Annotated in this window: 13 protein-coding genes; 9 read left to right on the top strand and 4 right to left on the bottom strand. The window is 68.1% G+C overall.

The features are described 5' to 3' along the window. Positions 1 to 67: 67 nt before the first annotated feature. From serA to AC52GN_RS10705, 5 genes are all read left to right on the top strand, one after another. Positions 68 to 1957 carry a phosphoglycerate dehydrogenase gene (serA, locus tag AC52GN_RS10725; protein WP_496527031.1) on the top strand — a complete coding sequence of 630 codons (1890 nt, stop codon included), beginning with the start codon at positions 68 to 70 and terminating at the stop codon, positions 1955 to 1957. Between the two features lie 100 nt (positions 1958 to 2057). Then, the gene (locus tag AC52GN_RS10720) at positions 2058 to 3860 is read left to right on the top strand and encodes an autotransporter domain-containing protein (protein ID WP_496527030.1); all 1803 of its coding nucleotides are present in this window, start codon (positions 2058 to 2060) and stop codon (positions 3858 to 3860) included. A gap of 192 nt (positions 3861 to 4052) precedes the next feature. Further along, positions 4053 to 4679: a M23 family metallopeptidase gene (locus AC52GN_RS10715; RefSeq protein WP_346521016.1), complete on the top strand. Its 627-nt coding sequence runs from the start codon at positions 4053 to 4055 to the stop codon at positions 4677 to 4679. 108 nt (positions 4680 to 4787) lie between these two features. Next, on the top strand, positions 4788 to 5753 hold the full coding sequence (locus AC52GN_RS10710; protein ID WP_496527029.1) for an ABC transporter ATP-binding protein: 966 nt from the start codon (positions 4788 to 4790) through the stop codon (positions 5751 to 5753). After that, positions 5750 to 7192, top strand: a complete 1443-nt coding sequence (locus AC52GN_RS10705; RefSeq protein WP_496527028.1) for an ABC transporter permease — start codon at positions 5750 to 5752, stop codon at positions 7190 to 7192. Before AC52GN_RS10710 ends, AC52GN_RS10705 begins: the two co-directional genes overlap by 4 nt. Before the next feature lie 133 nt (positions 7193 to 7325). On the opposite strand, the gene rpsU is transcribed toward AC52GN_RS10705, so the two are convergent. Further along, entirely contained in the window at positions 7326 to 7559 is a 234-nt protein-coding gene (gene rpsU / locus AC52GN_RS10700) for a 30S ribosomal protein S21 (protein WP_087139870.1), read from the bottom strand. A gap of 189 nt (positions 7560 to 7748) precedes the next feature. Here rpsU and AC52GN_RS10695 point away from each other — a divergent pair, with 189 nt between their 5' ends. Then, positions 7749 to 8414 carry a COQ9 family protein gene (locus tag AC52GN_RS10695; RefSeq protein WP_496527027.1) on the top strand — a complete coding sequence of 222 codons (666 nt, stop codon included), beginning with the start codon at positions 7749 to 7751 and terminating at the stop codon, positions 8412 to 8414. Between the two features lie 115 nt (positions 8415 to 8529). Then, on the top strand, positions 8530 to 8883 hold the full coding sequence (locus AC52GN_RS10690) for an endonuclease domain-containing protein (protein WP_496527026.1): 354 nt from the start codon (positions 8530 to 8532) through the stop codon (positions 8881 to 8883). 79 nt (positions 8884 to 8962) lie between these two features. On the opposite strand, the gene AC52GN_RS10685 is transcribed toward AC52GN_RS10690, so the two are convergent. Beyond that, complete coding sequence (locus tag AC52GN_RS10685; protein WP_496527025.1) at positions 8963 to 10036, bottom strand: 5-(carboxyamino)imidazole ribonucleotide synthase; 1074 nt, start codon at positions 10034 to 10036, stop codon at positions 8963 to 8965. Continuing rightward, a complete protein-coding gene (gene purE, locus AC52GN_RS10680; protein ID WP_496527024.1) occupies positions 10036 to 10542 on the bottom strand; it encodes a 5-(carboxyamino)imidazole ribonucleotide mutase in 507 nt (168 codons plus the stop codon). Before purE ends, AC52GN_RS10685 begins: the two co-directional genes overlap by 1 nt. Positions 10543 to 10669: 127 nt before the next feature. Here purE and AC52GN_RS10675 point away from each other — a divergent pair, with 127 nt between their 5' ends. Next, complete coding sequence (locus AC52GN_RS10675) at positions 10670 to 11272, top strand: GGDEF domain-containing protein (RefSeq protein ID WP_312220880.1); 603 nt, start codon at positions 10670 to 10672, stop codon at positions 11270 to 11272. A 44-nt stretch (positions 11273 to 11316) separates the two neighbouring features. On the opposite strand, the gene AC52GN_RS10670 is transcribed toward AC52GN_RS10675, so the two are convergent. After that, positions 11317 to 12720, bottom strand: coding sequence for an amino acid permease (locus AC52GN_RS10670; RefSeq protein ID WP_346487371.1), 1404 nt, complete (start codon positions 12718 to 12720; stop codon positions 11317 to 11319). Positions 12721 to 13105: 385 nt separating this feature from the next. On the opposite strand from AC52GN_RS10670, the gene AC52GN_RS10665 reads away from it, so the two are divergent. Then, positions 13106 to 14770 (top strand): amidohydrolase family protein, encoded by a 1665-nt coding sequence (locus AC52GN_RS10665; protein WP_496527023.1) that lies wholly within the window; start codon positions 13106 to 13108, stop codon positions 14768 to 14770. Positions 14771 to 14803 lie beyond the last annotated feature (33 nt).

Raw genomic sequence — 14803 nt, 5'->3', positions numbered from 1 at the left:
TGCGGAAAGGGGCGCTGCAGCGCCCCTTTTTATTGCTGCGGATGCGAAGAGGGGCTAGAGGCCGCGCATGATCTCGCCCGTCTTCATCTTCGACTTCGATTCCACCCTGGTTCGCATCGAGACGCTGGAGGCTCTGGCCGACCTCGCGCTCAAGGATGCGCCTGACGCCGCCGAGCGCAAGGCCCGGATCGCGGCCCTGACCGACGACGCCATGAACGGCCGCATCGGCTTCGGCGAGGCGCTGAAGCAGCGCCTGGAGTTGCTGGCCCTGCGCCGCGAACACGTCGAGGCCCTGACCGACCGGATTCTGGACGAGGCGACCGTCTCCATCCGCCGCAACGTCGATTTCTTCCAGCGCCACGCCGAGCGCATCTACATCCTGTCCGGCGGCTTCCGCGAAGTGATCGCGCCCCTGGCCGAGCGGCTGGGCGTGCCGGTGGATCATGTGCTGGCCAACGACCTGATCTATGACGACGAAGGCCGGGTGACGGGCGCCGACGTGGCCAACCCCCTGTCGCGCGAAAACGGCAAGCCGGAAGTCATTCGCGCTCTGAATCTTGAAGGCCCCGTGGTCATGGTCGGCGACGGCTGGACCGACGCCGAGGTCAAGCTCCAGGGCGCGGCCGATCGCTTCTACGCCTTCACCGAGATCGTCCGTCGCGACAAGGTGGTCGACGCCGCCGACGCCGTCGCCTCTTCTCTGGATGAGGTGCTGTATGCCGAGGGCGTGGCCGGTCGCTGGTCCTATCCGCGCAACCGCATCCGTATGCTGCTGCTGGAGAACGTCCACCCCGCCGCCGTCGAGCGGCTGGAGGAGGCGGGCTATTCCGTCGAGACGATGAAGGGCGCGCTGGACGAGGACGACCTGATCGAGGCGATCAAGGGCGTGCACGTTCTGGGCATTCGCTCCAAGACCAACGTCAGCCGCAGGGTGCTGGACGCGGCGGACCGGCTGATGGCCGTGGCGGCCTTCTGCATCGGCACTAACCAGATTGATCTGGACGCGGCGGCGGACAAGGGCGTGGCCGTGTTCAACGCCCCCTATTCCAACACCCGCTCGGTGGTCGAACTGGCCATCGGCATGATGATCGTCCTGATGCGCGACGTGGCCGACAAGTCGCGCGAGATGCACAAGGGCAAGTGGAACAAGTCGGCGACCGGATCGCGCGAAGTGCGCGGCAAGACGCTGGGCATCGTCGGCTACGGCGCCATCGGCAGCCAGCTGTCGGTGCTGGCCGAGAACCTGGGCATGAGGGTGCTGTTCTACGACCTGTCGGAACGCTTGGCGCTGGGCAATGCGCGGCGGGTGCGCTCGCTGGACGCCCTGCTGGCCGAGGCCGACGTGGTGACGATGCACGTCGACGGCCGCAAGGAGAACACCGCCATCATCGGCGCCGACCAGTTCGCCAGGATGAAGCCGGGCGCCCTGTTCCTGAACCTGTCGCGCGGCCATGTGGTCGACGTGGAGGCCATGGCCGAGGCGCTGAAGTCGGGCCGTCTGGGCGGGGCGGCGGTCGATGTCTTCCCCGAGGAGCCGCGCACCAACGCCGACCCGTTCGACAGCCCTCTGGTCGGCCTGGACAAGACCATCCTGACCCCGCACATCGGCGGCTCGACCGAAGAGGCGCAGGAAGCCATCGCCGAGTTCGCGGCCGAGCGCCTGCTGGGCTATCTGAACCGGGGCGACACCACCTTCTGCGTCAACCTGCCGAACGTGCAACTGGCCGAGGTGACGCGCGCGCACCGTCTGCTGCACATCCACCGCAACCAGCCGGGCGTGCTGGCCGAGCTGAACCGCGCCCTGTCGGACGCGGGCCTGAACATCCTGGGCCAGCACCTGAAGACGGACGAGCGGACGGGCTATGTCATCACCGACGTGGATCGCGATTATGACCGCGAGGCGCTGACTGCGCTGAAGCAGCTTCCGGGTACGATCCGCTTCCGGCGGTTGCACTGATCGTCGATCACCTTCCCTGACGTCATCTTTGCGTCCTGACAAAAGCGGCGCAGAGTGGCGGATAACGACCGCATACGGACGGTCGATGGGAGGGAAATCGATGTCTCATCTTCTTCGCAGTGCGGCGCTGGCCGCCCTGACGTTCGCCGCCGCGTCTGTCGCCGGGGCCGCCTCGGCCCAGACCTATGATCGGCTGGTGGTGTTCGGCGACAGCCTGTCGGACAACGGCAACCTTTATCTGGCGACGGGCGGGTCGACGCCGCCCTCGCCGCCCTTTGGCGCGGGTCGATTCTCCAACGGGCCGGTGTTCACCGAGCGGCTGGGCTTCGACGCCGCCAACTTCATGGGGCCGGTGACAGGCAGCATCAACTACGCCTTCGGCGGGGCGCGTACGGACAGTCAGGCCTCGCCCCCGGGAATGCGCGTGCAACTGGGGCAGTATCTGCAACGCGGCGGGACCTTCGGATCGAATGATCTGGTCAGCGTGCTGGGCGGGGCGAACAACATCTTCCAGGGGCTGCCTGTGGCGGGGGCGTCGGCCAATCCGACGGCCGCCATCGCGCCGGTGGCGCAGAGCGCGGCGGCGGACATCAACTTCATCGTCAACGGCATCGCCCAGGCCGGGGCGGGAACGGTGCTGGTCACCAACCTGCCCAAGCTGAGCATCACGCCCCAGTTTCGAGGTACGCCGGCCGCGCCGCTGGCCGATTACGCCGTCACCACCTTCAACGGCGCCCTTCTGACCGGACTGACCGCGACGGCGGCCGCCCAGCAGGGGGCCAACATCATCCTGATGGATCTGTTCAAGGTAGGGGACGTGGTGGCCGCCAATCCCAGCGCCTTCGGGGTGTCGAACGTGACCCAGGCCTGCTTCGACGGCGCCAGCCTGTGCTCGAACCCGGACGACTACTTCTACTTCGACGGGGTGCATCCGACGGCCAAGGGTCATGCGGTGATCGCGCAACTGGCCAATGACTACCTCTACTACGGCGATCTGGGCAGCCAGACGGCGGTGCTGGGCGAGACCGCCTGGCGTCACCGCGAGGACGCGCTGGACGGCTCGACCGCGGCCCTGTCAGGGCGCGAGGCGTGGACCGGTGGAACTTCGATCTCGGTCGAGGGTCTGGCCGACAAGACCGAGACGGACGCGCGCGGCGCCATCGGCAAGGCGACCTCCGACGGCTACGGCGTGCGCATCGCCCTGGAGTCGGGAACGGAGAGCCTGCGCTTCGGCCTAGCCGGATCCTATCGCAACGCCGACGTGGATGCGGGCGCCCTGCGCGCCGACGTCGACAGCTTCGGGCTGGACATCTACGGCGGCTGGCGCTCGGGCGACGTCTTCGTCAATGCGGCGGCGGGCGTGGCGCAGGACGACTTCAACGACGTCAACCGCCTGACCAGCCTGGCGCCGATCGTCCACAGCGGCTCGACGCGCGGCGTCTCCACGGGCGCGCGGCTGCAAGGCGGGATGTGGTTCGACCTGGGCGGCTTCGCCCTGTCGCCTCGCGCGGCGGTGGCCTGGATCAACGCCGACGTGGACGGCTTCCATGAGCAGGGGCCGGCGGCGCAATACGCCTATGCCGACCGCTCGGTGCAGGCGACGACGGCCGAGATCGCCCTGCGCGCCGAGGGCGGGACCGAGCGGGTGCGTTTCTATGCCGAGGGCGGTTATCGCGACAGCCTGAGCGACGACAGCGACGCGGTGCGCACCGGCATCCTGGGCAATCCGGCCCAGGTCCTGGCCCGCGACGTCGACCTGCCGTTCGGCGGGCAGGTGCTGGCCGCCGCCGGGATCGAGGGCGTGGTCATGGAGCGTCTGAAGGTGTCGATCGGCTACAAGGGCCGCTTCGGCGACCATGCCGACAGCCATATGGCGGCGGTGAAGCTCAGCCTGCCGCTGTAGGCCGAGAAACGAAGGTTCCCGAGGTGCGACGCCGTGTCGCCCTCGGGGCGCCCCATTCATGTCCCGGTGAAATTGCAAAAGACGGTCAAGTCCGGCCGTCGGCGAACCCTGTTTTCGCCATCTGCGAGCGTATGCGCGCCTTCCTGACGGCTCTCCCGCGCTGACGAAGCGCTCAGAATGAGTCGTTAGAGTATGCGTTTAGTTCCCCCGGCCGTGCGGCCGCATGTGATCCGCTTCGGCCAGACGGGCGCCTTGGCCGGCCTGGCGGTCCTGGCCATGGCGGCTGCGCCCGTCGGCATGATCTCCGCCGCGCCCGAAAAGGTCGCAGAGGTCTCGGTCCCCATCGCCCCGCCGGTGAAGGCGGTGGCCGAGCCCGCCGGTCCCGTCACCCGCAAGATCGTCTTCGAGGCGCCGCTGAAGGGCTATCGCATCAACTCGCCCTTCGGCCTGCGCAAGCTGGCGATTGAGGCCAAGGCGCGGGCGCACAAGGGCGTGGACATCGCCGCCCCCACCGGCACCAGCGTCTTCGCCACGACCGAGGGCAAGGTGTTGCGCGCGGGCTATCAGGCGGGCGGCTACGGCAACTTCATCGAGGTGCAGCACCCCAACGGCATGACCAGCCTGTACGGCCATCTCAGCCGCATCGACGTCCACTCGGGCAAGGCGGTGGCGGCGGGCGAGCGCATCGGTCTGGTCGGTTCGACCGGCTATTCGACCGGCCCGCACCTGCATTTCGAGGTGCGCCGCAACGGCGGCCAGGTCGACCCCGCCAAGATCGTCGGCCAGAGCTTCGACATCCGGGTGAAGGCCCCGGCCTGACCGCATCAGGCGATGCGAGATCATGACCAAACCGTAATGTAAAATACCCTTTCCACAAGGCGCGCCCTGCCGTTAGATTCGATCCTTGGATTATCGCAGGGGGACCGAATGGTCGCGGCGCTGACGCTGGACGGAATCAGCAAGAGATACGGAAGCTTCCAGGCGGTCTCCGACCTGAGCTTTCAGGTCGAGAAGGGCTCGATCTGCGGCTTTCTGGGGCCGAACGGGGCGGGCAAGACCTCGACCCTGCGGATGATCCTGGGCCTGCAGCCGGCCACCAGCGGCCGCATCGACATCCTGGGCGCGGACGACGGGCGCAAGGTGCGCGACCGGATCGGCTTCCTGCCCGAGGAGCGGGGTCTCTACAAGAAGATGACGCCGGTGGACGCCATCGCCTTCTTCGGCGCCCTGAAGGGCCTGCCGCTGCCCGAAGGCCGCCGTCGCGGCCGCGAGATGCTGGAGCAGATGGGTCTGGGCGAGGCCAGCCGAAAGAAGATGAAGGACCTGTCCAAGGGGATGGCGCAGAAGGTCCAGTTGATCGCCTCGGTGGTGCATCAGCCGGAGTTCGTCATTCTGGACGAGCCGTTCTCGGGGCTGGACCCGATGAACCAGCAGGGGCTGGAGGCCATGATCCGCGCCCTGGCCGAGAGCGGGGCGACGGTGCTGTTCTCGACCCATGTGATGCAGCACGCCGAGCGCCTGTGCGACAAGGTGGTGCTGCTGGCGCGTGGGCGTAAGGCGTTCGAGGGCACGGTGGACGAGGCGCGTGCCACCTCGCCGCGCTTTCTGGAGCTTGAGGGGGCGCTGGACCGCAACGCGGTCGCGGCCCTGCCGGGCGTGAGCGGCATCGAGACCCTGGCTGAGGACGGAGCCGTCAGCACCCTGCGCGTCGGCCTGACGCCGGGGGCGGAGGCGCAATCCGCCCTGCGCGCCGCCTTCCTGGGCGGGCTGGACGTGCGGCGCTTCCAGATGAAGGAGCCGACCCTGCATGACGCCTTCATCGCCCTGACCGGCGACCACCCGGATGAGGACCAGTCCGTCGACAAGGCTGACACGATGGAGGCCGCCCGATGAGCAGGATTCTTCTGATCGCGCGACGCGAGTTCCTAGCCTACGCCAAGACGGTCGGCTTCTGGCTGTCGCTGCTGGCCTTTCCGCTGTTCGCCGTCCTGGGCGGCGCCATTCCGGTCCTGATGAAGCACGCCGAGCCGGTGCGTGAGGCGGTCATAATCGATGAAACCCCGGCCGGGTCCGGTCTGGCGGCCGCCGTGCGCCAGGCGCTGGAGACCGAGCGCGGGCGCGCCGATATCGCCGCCCTGCGCATGGCCGCCGTGCCCGAGGCCGGGACGGCGGGCGGCGACCGCGTGCGCGAGGCCGCCGAGAAGGGCGGTTTCGACGCCGGACTGGAGGCGCTGAAGAAGGAGGCGCCGCGCGCCGGGGCAAGCTTCAAGACGCCCAAGCGCGCGTTCGAACTGGTCGAGGCGCCCGCCGCCCTAACGGCTGCCGCGCCGGGCGAGGCGCGCGACGCCTTGGCCCGCCGCTACGTCGACAAGGACGCGCCCGAGGGCGAGAAGCTGAACGCCGTGGTCTTCCTGACCGAGGCTGAAGGCAAGCCCGGCGCCCGCGTCTGGACCGGCCGCGCCACCGACGACGTGGTCGAGGACGCTATCCGCGACGCACTGAAATCCGCCAACCGCAGCCGCGTCTTCGTCGCCAGCGGCATCGACCCGGCGGTGGTGTCCGAGACTGAGACGTTCCGGCCGGAGGTCTCGGTCTTCTCGCCGCGCGCGGCGTCGGGGGGCGAGGTGTCGTTCCGTGACAAGCTGCCGGTCATCGTCGGCCTGGCCGTCGGCTTCATCCTGTGGTCGCTGATCATCACCGGCGCCTCCATCCTGCTGAACAGCGTGATGGAGGAGAAATCGAACAAGATCCTGGAGGTGCTGCTGTCCTCGGCCTCGGCGACCGAGATTCTGGCGGGCAAGGTGCTGGGCGTGGCCTTGCTGACGCTGGCCGTTCTGGGCGCCTGGGGCGGCATCGGCGCCGTCGGCCTGATCGCGACGATGCCCGACGTGGCGCGGGATATCGGCTCGGTGCTGCTGACGGACGGCCTGTTCGTCTACTTCCTGCTGTTCCTGGTCGGCGGCTATCTGATGTATGCGGTGCTGTTCGCCGCCATCGGCGCCTTCTGCGACACGCCGCGTGACGCCCAGACCCTGATGGGGCCGATCATGATGGTGCTGGTCGTGCCGATCCTGGTCATGCAGATGGCCATCCGCACCCCGGACGCCATGGTGGTGAAGGTCATCAGCCTGATCCCGCCCTTCACCCCCTTCGTCATGGCCGCGCGCGCGCCCAGCGGGCCGCCCCTGATCGAGATCATCGGCGGCCTGGTCGGGATGTTCCTGTTCGCGGCCCTGATGATTTGGGCGGCGGGCCGCGCCTTCCGCGCGGGCGCCCTGTCGGACGTGAAGCTGAGCTGGAAGAGCTTCATGGGCGCCGTGACCGGACGGTGAGGTTCGGGGGAGGGAGGTCTTGCCCCTCTCCCGCTCATCCCGGCGGTTGCGGGGAGCGTAGAGACAACAGACAAAGAAAAAGGCCGCCCCGGCGATCCGGGGCGGCCTTTGATCTTTCAGGCGTCAGCGGGTCTTAGCGACCGCGACCCTTCGGAGCCGGCAGCAGGCCTTCGCGCTGGGCGCGCTTGCGGGCCAGCTTGCGGGCGCGACGGACGGCTTCAGCCTTCTGGCGAGCGCGCTTTTCCGACGGCTTTTCAAAGTGCACGTGACGCTTCATTTCGCGGAAGCTGCCTTCGCGCTGCATCTTCTTCTTCAGGGCTTTCAGCGCCTGATCGACATTGTTGTCGCGGACAAAAATCTGAACCAGGGGTCTCTCTCCTTTGGCCGCCCGCCGCGTCCTTTCCAAGGGAGACGGGCAGACAAAACAAAACCACGCTCGAGAGGAGGGCCTCTCAAGTGAAGGCGCGCTGATACATGATCGGGGGGGCATGTCCAGATCGTCGCGCCCAATCGTGATGGCTCGAAACGCCCGCCGGATGGGCGTATCGTGCCGCCCATGACCGAGACAGCCGAGACCGCTCCCAAAGGCGATTGGGCCCACCGCACAGAACAGGCCGTTCTGGATGCGGCCATTGAACGCGCGCCCGCGCTGGGCTGGAACGCGCGCCTGACGCGCGCCGCGTGCGAGGCCTGCGGCCTGTCGCTGGGCGACCAGGAACTGCTGCTGCCCAACGGCCCGCGCGATCTGGCGGTCCTGCTGTCGCGTCGTCACGACGCCCGCGCCCTGAAGGCGCTGGAGGCGACGCCCGCCGCCACGATGAAGATTCGCGAACGAATCGCCGCCGCCGTCTCGGCGCGGATGGAGGCGGGGGCGCAGGACATCGAGGCGGCCAAGCGCTGCGCGGGCTTCCTCAGCCTGCCGACCAACGTCGACCTGGGCTTCAAGCTGGCGTGGGAGACGGCGGACCATCTGTGGCGCTGGGCGGGCGACACGGCGACGGACCAGAATCACTACTCCAAGCGGGCGATTCTCGGCGGCGTCCTGATTCCCGCCCTGACCATGCGCTGGTTCGACGGGCGCGAGGCGGCGGAAGCCTTCGTCGCCCGCCGCATCGAAAACGTCATGGCCTTCGAGAAGTGGAAGGCGGGCAAGGATTTCGACGCGCCGATCAATGCGATCACCGATGTGCTGGGTCGGCTGAGATACGGCGCCAAGGCCTAACACCCTCTGCCGATGGGAGAGGGCTTGAGCGCGCGGCGGCGCAGCCGTCGCTCTTGCGCGAAAGGGTGAGGGTTCCCGGCTTGCCGTTATCCCTCGCCGATCGCACCATCTTCATATGACAACTCTGCGAACCGACCGTGCGCGTGCGTTGCGCCAGTCTTCCGGACGCGCGGAGGAGCGTGTCTGGGCGGTTCTTCGTGGTGGAAAGGTCGACGGACATAAGTTCCGCCGTCAGCATCCTGTGGGGCCGTATTTTGCGGACTTCGCCTGCGACCGGTTGCGTTTGATTATCGAGATCGACGGCGGGGTGCATCGTCTGGATGATGTGGCGGTGCGCGATCTCGAACGGCAACAGGCGCTGGAGGCGTTGGGCTGGACCGTGATCCGTGTGACCAATGATCAGGTCTACGAAGCGCCGGAGTTACTGATCGAAGCGGTGAGGTTGCATGCGCGGCGTCTGAACGGCTGACCGCCGACCCTCACCCTTTCGCCTTAGCCAATCGCCTCTGGCTCTTGGAGGCTCAAGCCCTCTCCCATCGGGAGAGGGTTTAGAGGATGCGGTTGATGTGCGCCATCTTCCGCCCCGGCCGGGCGTCGTGCTTGCCATAGAGGTGCAGGCGGGCGTGGGGCTCGGCGGCCAGCGTCCGCCACTGTTCAACCTCATCGCCCAGCAGATTGGTCATCTCGATGCGGGCGTGGGCGTTGCTCGGGCCCAGAGGCCAGCCGACGACGGCGCGGACGTGCTGCTCGAACTGGTCGCAGACGCAGCCGTCCTGGGTCCAGTGGCCGGTGTTGTGGACGCGCGGGGCGACCTCGTTCACCAGCAGTTCGCCCTCTCCCATGTCGAACAGTTCGATGCCCATGACGCCGATGTAGTCGAGGCCGTCCAGAACGGCGGCGGCGATCGCTTCGGCGCGTTCCTGCGTGGCCGGGTCGACGGCGGCGGGGGCGGTCGTGGTCTTCAGCACGCCGTTCTGGTGGACGTTCTCGCCCAGGGGGTAGACGGCGACGGCGCCGTCGCGGCCGCGCGCGGCGATGACCGACAGCTCGCGCTGGAAGACGGCGGCGGCCTCCAGCACGGCGGGGCGGCGGCCGATGGCGTCGAAGGCGGCAGCCGCATCGGCGGCGTCGCGGATCCAGACCTGGCCTTTGCCGTCATAGCCCTCGCGCCGGGTCTTCAGCAGGGCGGGCAGGCCTAAGCGCTCGATGGCGGCGGTCAGGTCGTCCAGCGTGGTCACGGCGGCGAAGGCCACGGTCGGGGCGCCGACGGCGTTGAGATAGGTCTTCTCGTCCACCCGGTCCTGGGCCACGGCCAGAGCCGTCGGTCCCGGCGCGACCAGGGCGCCCGCTTCGGCCAGGGTCTCGACCGAGGCGGCGGGGACGTTCTCGAACTCGAAGGTGACGACGTCGCACAGACGGCCCAGAGCCTGAAGCGCGTCGGGGTCGTCATAGGGGGCGGTGATCTGGGCGCGCGAGACGCGGGCGGCCGGGCTGTCGGGCTGGGGATCGAGGATCACCACGTCGAAGCCCAGGCGCGAGGCGGCCTGACTCAACATCCGTCCCAACTGGCCCCCGCCGAGAATGCCGAGGGTCGAACCGGGAGGCAGGGGAAGATCGGGCATCAGTCCTCGACGCTTTCGGCGACGGATTCGGTCTGGGCGGCGCGGAAGGCCGACAGGCGCTCGGCCAGGGCGGGATCGGACAGGGCCAGGATCTGCGCCGCCAGAATCCCGGCGTTGGCGGCGCCCGCCTCGCCGATGGCCAGGGTGGCGACCGGCACGCCGCCGGGCATCTGGACGATCGACAGCAGGGAATCGAGGCCCTTCAGCGCCTTGGACTGGACCGGCACGCCCAGCACCGGCAGATCGGTCATCGATGCGGCCATGCCGGGCAGGTGGGCCGCGCCGCCTGCGCCCGCGATGACGACCTTGAAGCCGTTCGCCTTAGCCGTCGCAGCGAAGTCATAGAGGCGCTGGGGCGTGCGGTGGGCGCTGACGACCTTGGCCTCCCAGGCGACGCCCAGCTGATCCAGACGGTCGGCGGCCAGCTTCATCGTGGGCCAGTCGGAGCGGCTGCCCATGATGATGGCGACAGGTGGCGTCGTGGCCGGCGGCGTGGAGGCGGTCATGCGCAAAGGCTCCCCAAGCGGAAAGCGGCCCGTTACAGCACCCGCGTTGCGCCCGCAACCGAGGACGCTAGACTCAGCTGCGTCGCGGGGGCTTGAGTCGGCCGGAAATGCGACGCCGGAGCCCGCCTTGAACCACCTGGCCGAACAGACGACCGCTGCGGGCGCCGATGCGGAATCGCAGGCCGAGATCGCGCGCCTGCGCGCCGAGGTGGCGGCCCTGACCGAACGGGCGGAGCGGGCCGAGGCCTTGGCGGACCACGATGTGCTGACGCCGGCGCTGAACCGGCGGGGCTTCATGGCGGTTCTGGCGCGCAACCTGGCCTATTGCCGACGCCACGGAGTCGAGGCGGCGTTGCTGTATCTCGACCTGGACGGGTTCAAGGGGGTTAACGACGACTTGGGCCATGCGGCGGGGGACGCCGCCCTGATCGCCGTGGCCGAGCTGCTGCTGGCGAACGTGCGCGAATCCGACGCCGTGGGCCGAATGGGCGGCGACGAGTTCACCGTGGTGCTGATGAACGCAGGGGCCGAGGAAGGTCGGGAGAAGGCGCGGCGGTTGAGCGAGGCCCTGAACAGCGACGGCTTTGTCTGGGAAGGCGAGCGTCTGCCCCTGGGCGGCTCGTTCGGCGTGCGCGCATTCGCCGGACAGGCGGACGCCGAGGTCTGGCTGTCCGAGGCGGACGCGGCCATGTGGCTGAGGAAGAAGGCGCGGCCGGAAGCGACCCGATGACGAATTGAAAAGGGCGCCGAGGTCAGCCTCGGCGCCCTTTTTCCTTATCCGTTCAGCAGGCTGTTGCGACGGCTGTAGAGCAGATAGACGACCACCCCGATCACATTCCAGATGACGAAGTTGATCTGGGTCGAAGCGGGCAGGCTGAAGAACAGATAGACGCAACCGGCGATGGCCACCGGCCCGACCAGCCACCAGACCGGCGCGCGGAAGACGCGCGGACGACCAGGTTCGCGACGGCGCAGCACGATCAGGCACAGACCCACCGACGCGAAGGCGACCAGGGTCCCCGCATTGGCCAGGGCGGCCAGATCGCCCAGGGGGATGAAGCCGGCGATGATCGCCATCAGCACGGCGGTGCCGGCGGTGACGCGGACCGGCCCGCCCGAGCGCTTGGAGACATGGGCCAGGCTGCGGGGCAGCAGCCCGTCGCGGGCCATGACGAAGAAGATGCGGCTCTGGCCGAACATGAAGGCCAGGATGACGGTGGGCAGGGCGACGACCGCCGCGCCCGCGATCAGGGTGGCCCACAGGTCCGAGCCGACCGTGCGCGCGATGTGCGACAGGGGTTCGGGCGACTTCATGAACTCGGTGAAGGGCATGGCGCCCAGGGCGGCGATGGCCACGGCCATGTAGATGGCGACGCAGGCCACCATCGAACCGATGATGCCGATGGTCAGGTCGCGGGCGGGATTGCGGGTTTCTTCCGCCGCCGTGGCCACGGCGTCGAAGCCGTAGAAGGCGAAGAAGATGATGGCCGCCGCCGCCATGACGCCCATCTGGCCCCCGACCCCGTGCGAGAAGCCGTAGGGCATGAAGGGCTTGAGGTTGTCCGGGTTGAAGTGGGGCAGGGCGATCGCCACGAAGGCGATCAGGGCCGCGATCTTGACCACCACCAGCACGGCGTTGATCGAGGCGCTCTCACGCGTGCCGGCGACCAGCAGGCCCGCCACGGCGGCGACGATGATCACGGCGGGCAGGTTGACGATGCCGCCCTGCGACGGCGCCGAGGTCAGCACGGCGGGCAGGCCCATGCCGATCCCCTCCATCATGCCGGAGAAGTAGCCCGCCCAGCCCACGGCCACTGCGGAGCAGACCACGGTGTATTCCAGGATCAGGCTCCACCCGACCATCCAGGCCGCCCCCTCGCCCAGGGTGGTGTAGGAATAGGTGTAGGCCGAACCCGATTCCGGGATCATGGTCGCCAGTTCGGCGTAGGCTAGGGCGGCGCAGACGCAGACGATCCCCGCAATGACGAAGGCCAGCATGACCGCCGGCCCCGCCCGTTCGGCCCCGACGCCGATCAGGGTGTAGATGCCGGTCCCCACGATGGCGCCGACGCCCAAGGCCACCAGGTGGGGCCAGGACAGGGTCGGCTTGAGCCCGTGGGCTTTGGGCGCTGCGCCCCCCAGCGCAGGCAGAGCCTTGCGGCGTGTCATGAAACTCATGCGTCTCCCCCGGACGATCCTTGGCGGCGATTGTAAAAATATTCGGAATAACGGCGTTTTTCCGTAGCATTATTGGCGATAACCTGGGGGCGCCAAGCTATGCCGCAACAGAAAAAACGACCCTGAAAGGCCGCTTTATATCCTGATCATTGGATCATAAATTCAGATTTACCGCAGAAACAACGCCTCTATCCCGCATTGCGCCTGAAATTGCGCATTTCGAAGATGGCTCAGTTTTTCGAAGCTCTTGTGAATTTTATTTCGTCATAACTGCAATATCCGAAGCTCATGCTTCCCTCGGAATGGTAGCGATTCAAGGAGCCGGCCAAGCGCCGGACAGACGCTTGCAGGGGCTGCGGCCCCCGATCTTGGGAGGGATTGCGGCTTGCGGACCACGACAGGGGCGAAGGCTGTCTTCAAGAGGGCGGGGGCTGTCTGCGCGGCTGCGCTGCTGCTGGCGGGTGCGCCGGGCGCGGTGCTGGCCCAGACCCAAATCCAGGCGGCGCCGGCGCGCGCTACGCTCAATCCGGCCCCGCCGCGGCGCGCCGACGAGGGCTTCGGTCCCTATCCGCTGATGGTGGTGCGCGGCGCCATGTTGATCGACGGCACGGGCGCGCCGCCGATGGGGCCGGTCGATATCGTCATCGAGAACGACAAGATCACCGACATCATCCAGGCGGGCTGGCCGGGCCTGCCGGAGCGCGAGGGGCGACCGCCGCTGAACGCGGCGCACGAGATCGACGCGCGCGGCATGTATGTCATGCCGGGCTTCGTCGACGCCCACGCCCATGGCGGCAGCCCGCAGAAGGCGCCGGACCTGGAGTATGTCTACAAGCTGTGGCTGGCCCACGGGGTGACGACGGTGCGCGGCGTCAGCCTGGCGCCGCAGGACATCGCCGTATCGGAAAAGACCCGCTCGGCGCGCGGCGAGATCGTCGCGCCGCGCATCTTCAACTATCAGACCCTGGGTTCGGGCTGGTCGCGCGGCCGCATCCGCAATGAGCAGATGGCGCGCGAATGGGTGCGCTGGGGCGCGGCCAACGGCATCGACGGGATCAAATTCTTCCTGCGCGGCGATGAAACGCCCGAGGTGGTCCTGGCCGCCATCGACGAGGCCAAGAAGAACGGCATGGGCACGGTGGCCCACATCGCCCAGCCGGGCGTGGCCCAGTTGAACGCGCGCGATCTGGCCGAGGCGGGCCTCGGCACGGTGACCCACTTCTACGGCCACTTCGAAGCCTTGCTGGGCGGCCGCAGCATCCAGAACTATCCGACCGACTACAACTTCTACGATGAGCAGATGCGCTTCGGCGAGGCGGCGGAAATCTGGAAGGAGGTCGAGCCCGGCACGCCGCAGTGGTTCGAATACCTGGAGGAGCAGAAGGCGACCGGCGTCGTCTTCGACCCGACGATGACCATCTATGCGGCGTCGCGCGACCTGATGCGGGCGCGCAATGCGCCGTGGCATCAGATCTACACCCTGCCGACGCTGGCGGACTATTTCCAGTCCACGCGCGATAACCACGGCAGCTACTTCTTCGACTGGACGACCTCGAACGAGGTGGCGTGGCGCCGCTTCTATGAGCGGTTCATGCGTCTGGTGAACGACTACAAGAAGATCGGCGGCCGGGTGACGGTGGGGTCGGATTCCGGCTTCATCTGGAAGCTCTACGGCTTCGGCTACATTGAAGAGTTGGAGCTGCTGCAGGAGGCGGGCTTCAACCCGCTGGAGATCGTGCGCGCCGCGACGATGGACGGGGCGACGACCCTGACCGAGCCGACGGGCAAGGCGCCGACCTTCGGCGTCGTGCGGCCCGGCATGAGCGCGGATCTGGTCATCACGACCGAGAATCCGCTGGCCAACTTCAAGACCCTTTACGGCACCGGACATGAGCGCCTGAGCCCCGAAAACCGCATCGAGACGGTGGGCGGGGTGCGTTGGACGGTGGCGCGCGGGGTCGCCTACGACGCTCCGGCCCTGCTGGCCGACGTCCGGGCCATGGTCGATCGGCAAAAAGCCGAACGGGGAGAGGCGTCCGCCGGGCGCTGATCCAAAAAGAGCGACGCAGGCGACGCCGAAATG

Source organism: Brevundimonas sp. SS2672 (assembly GCF_059579685.1).
The sequence above is the reverse complement of the archived record's forward strand: the minus strand, read 5'-3'. Positions and strand labels throughout refer to the sequence as shown.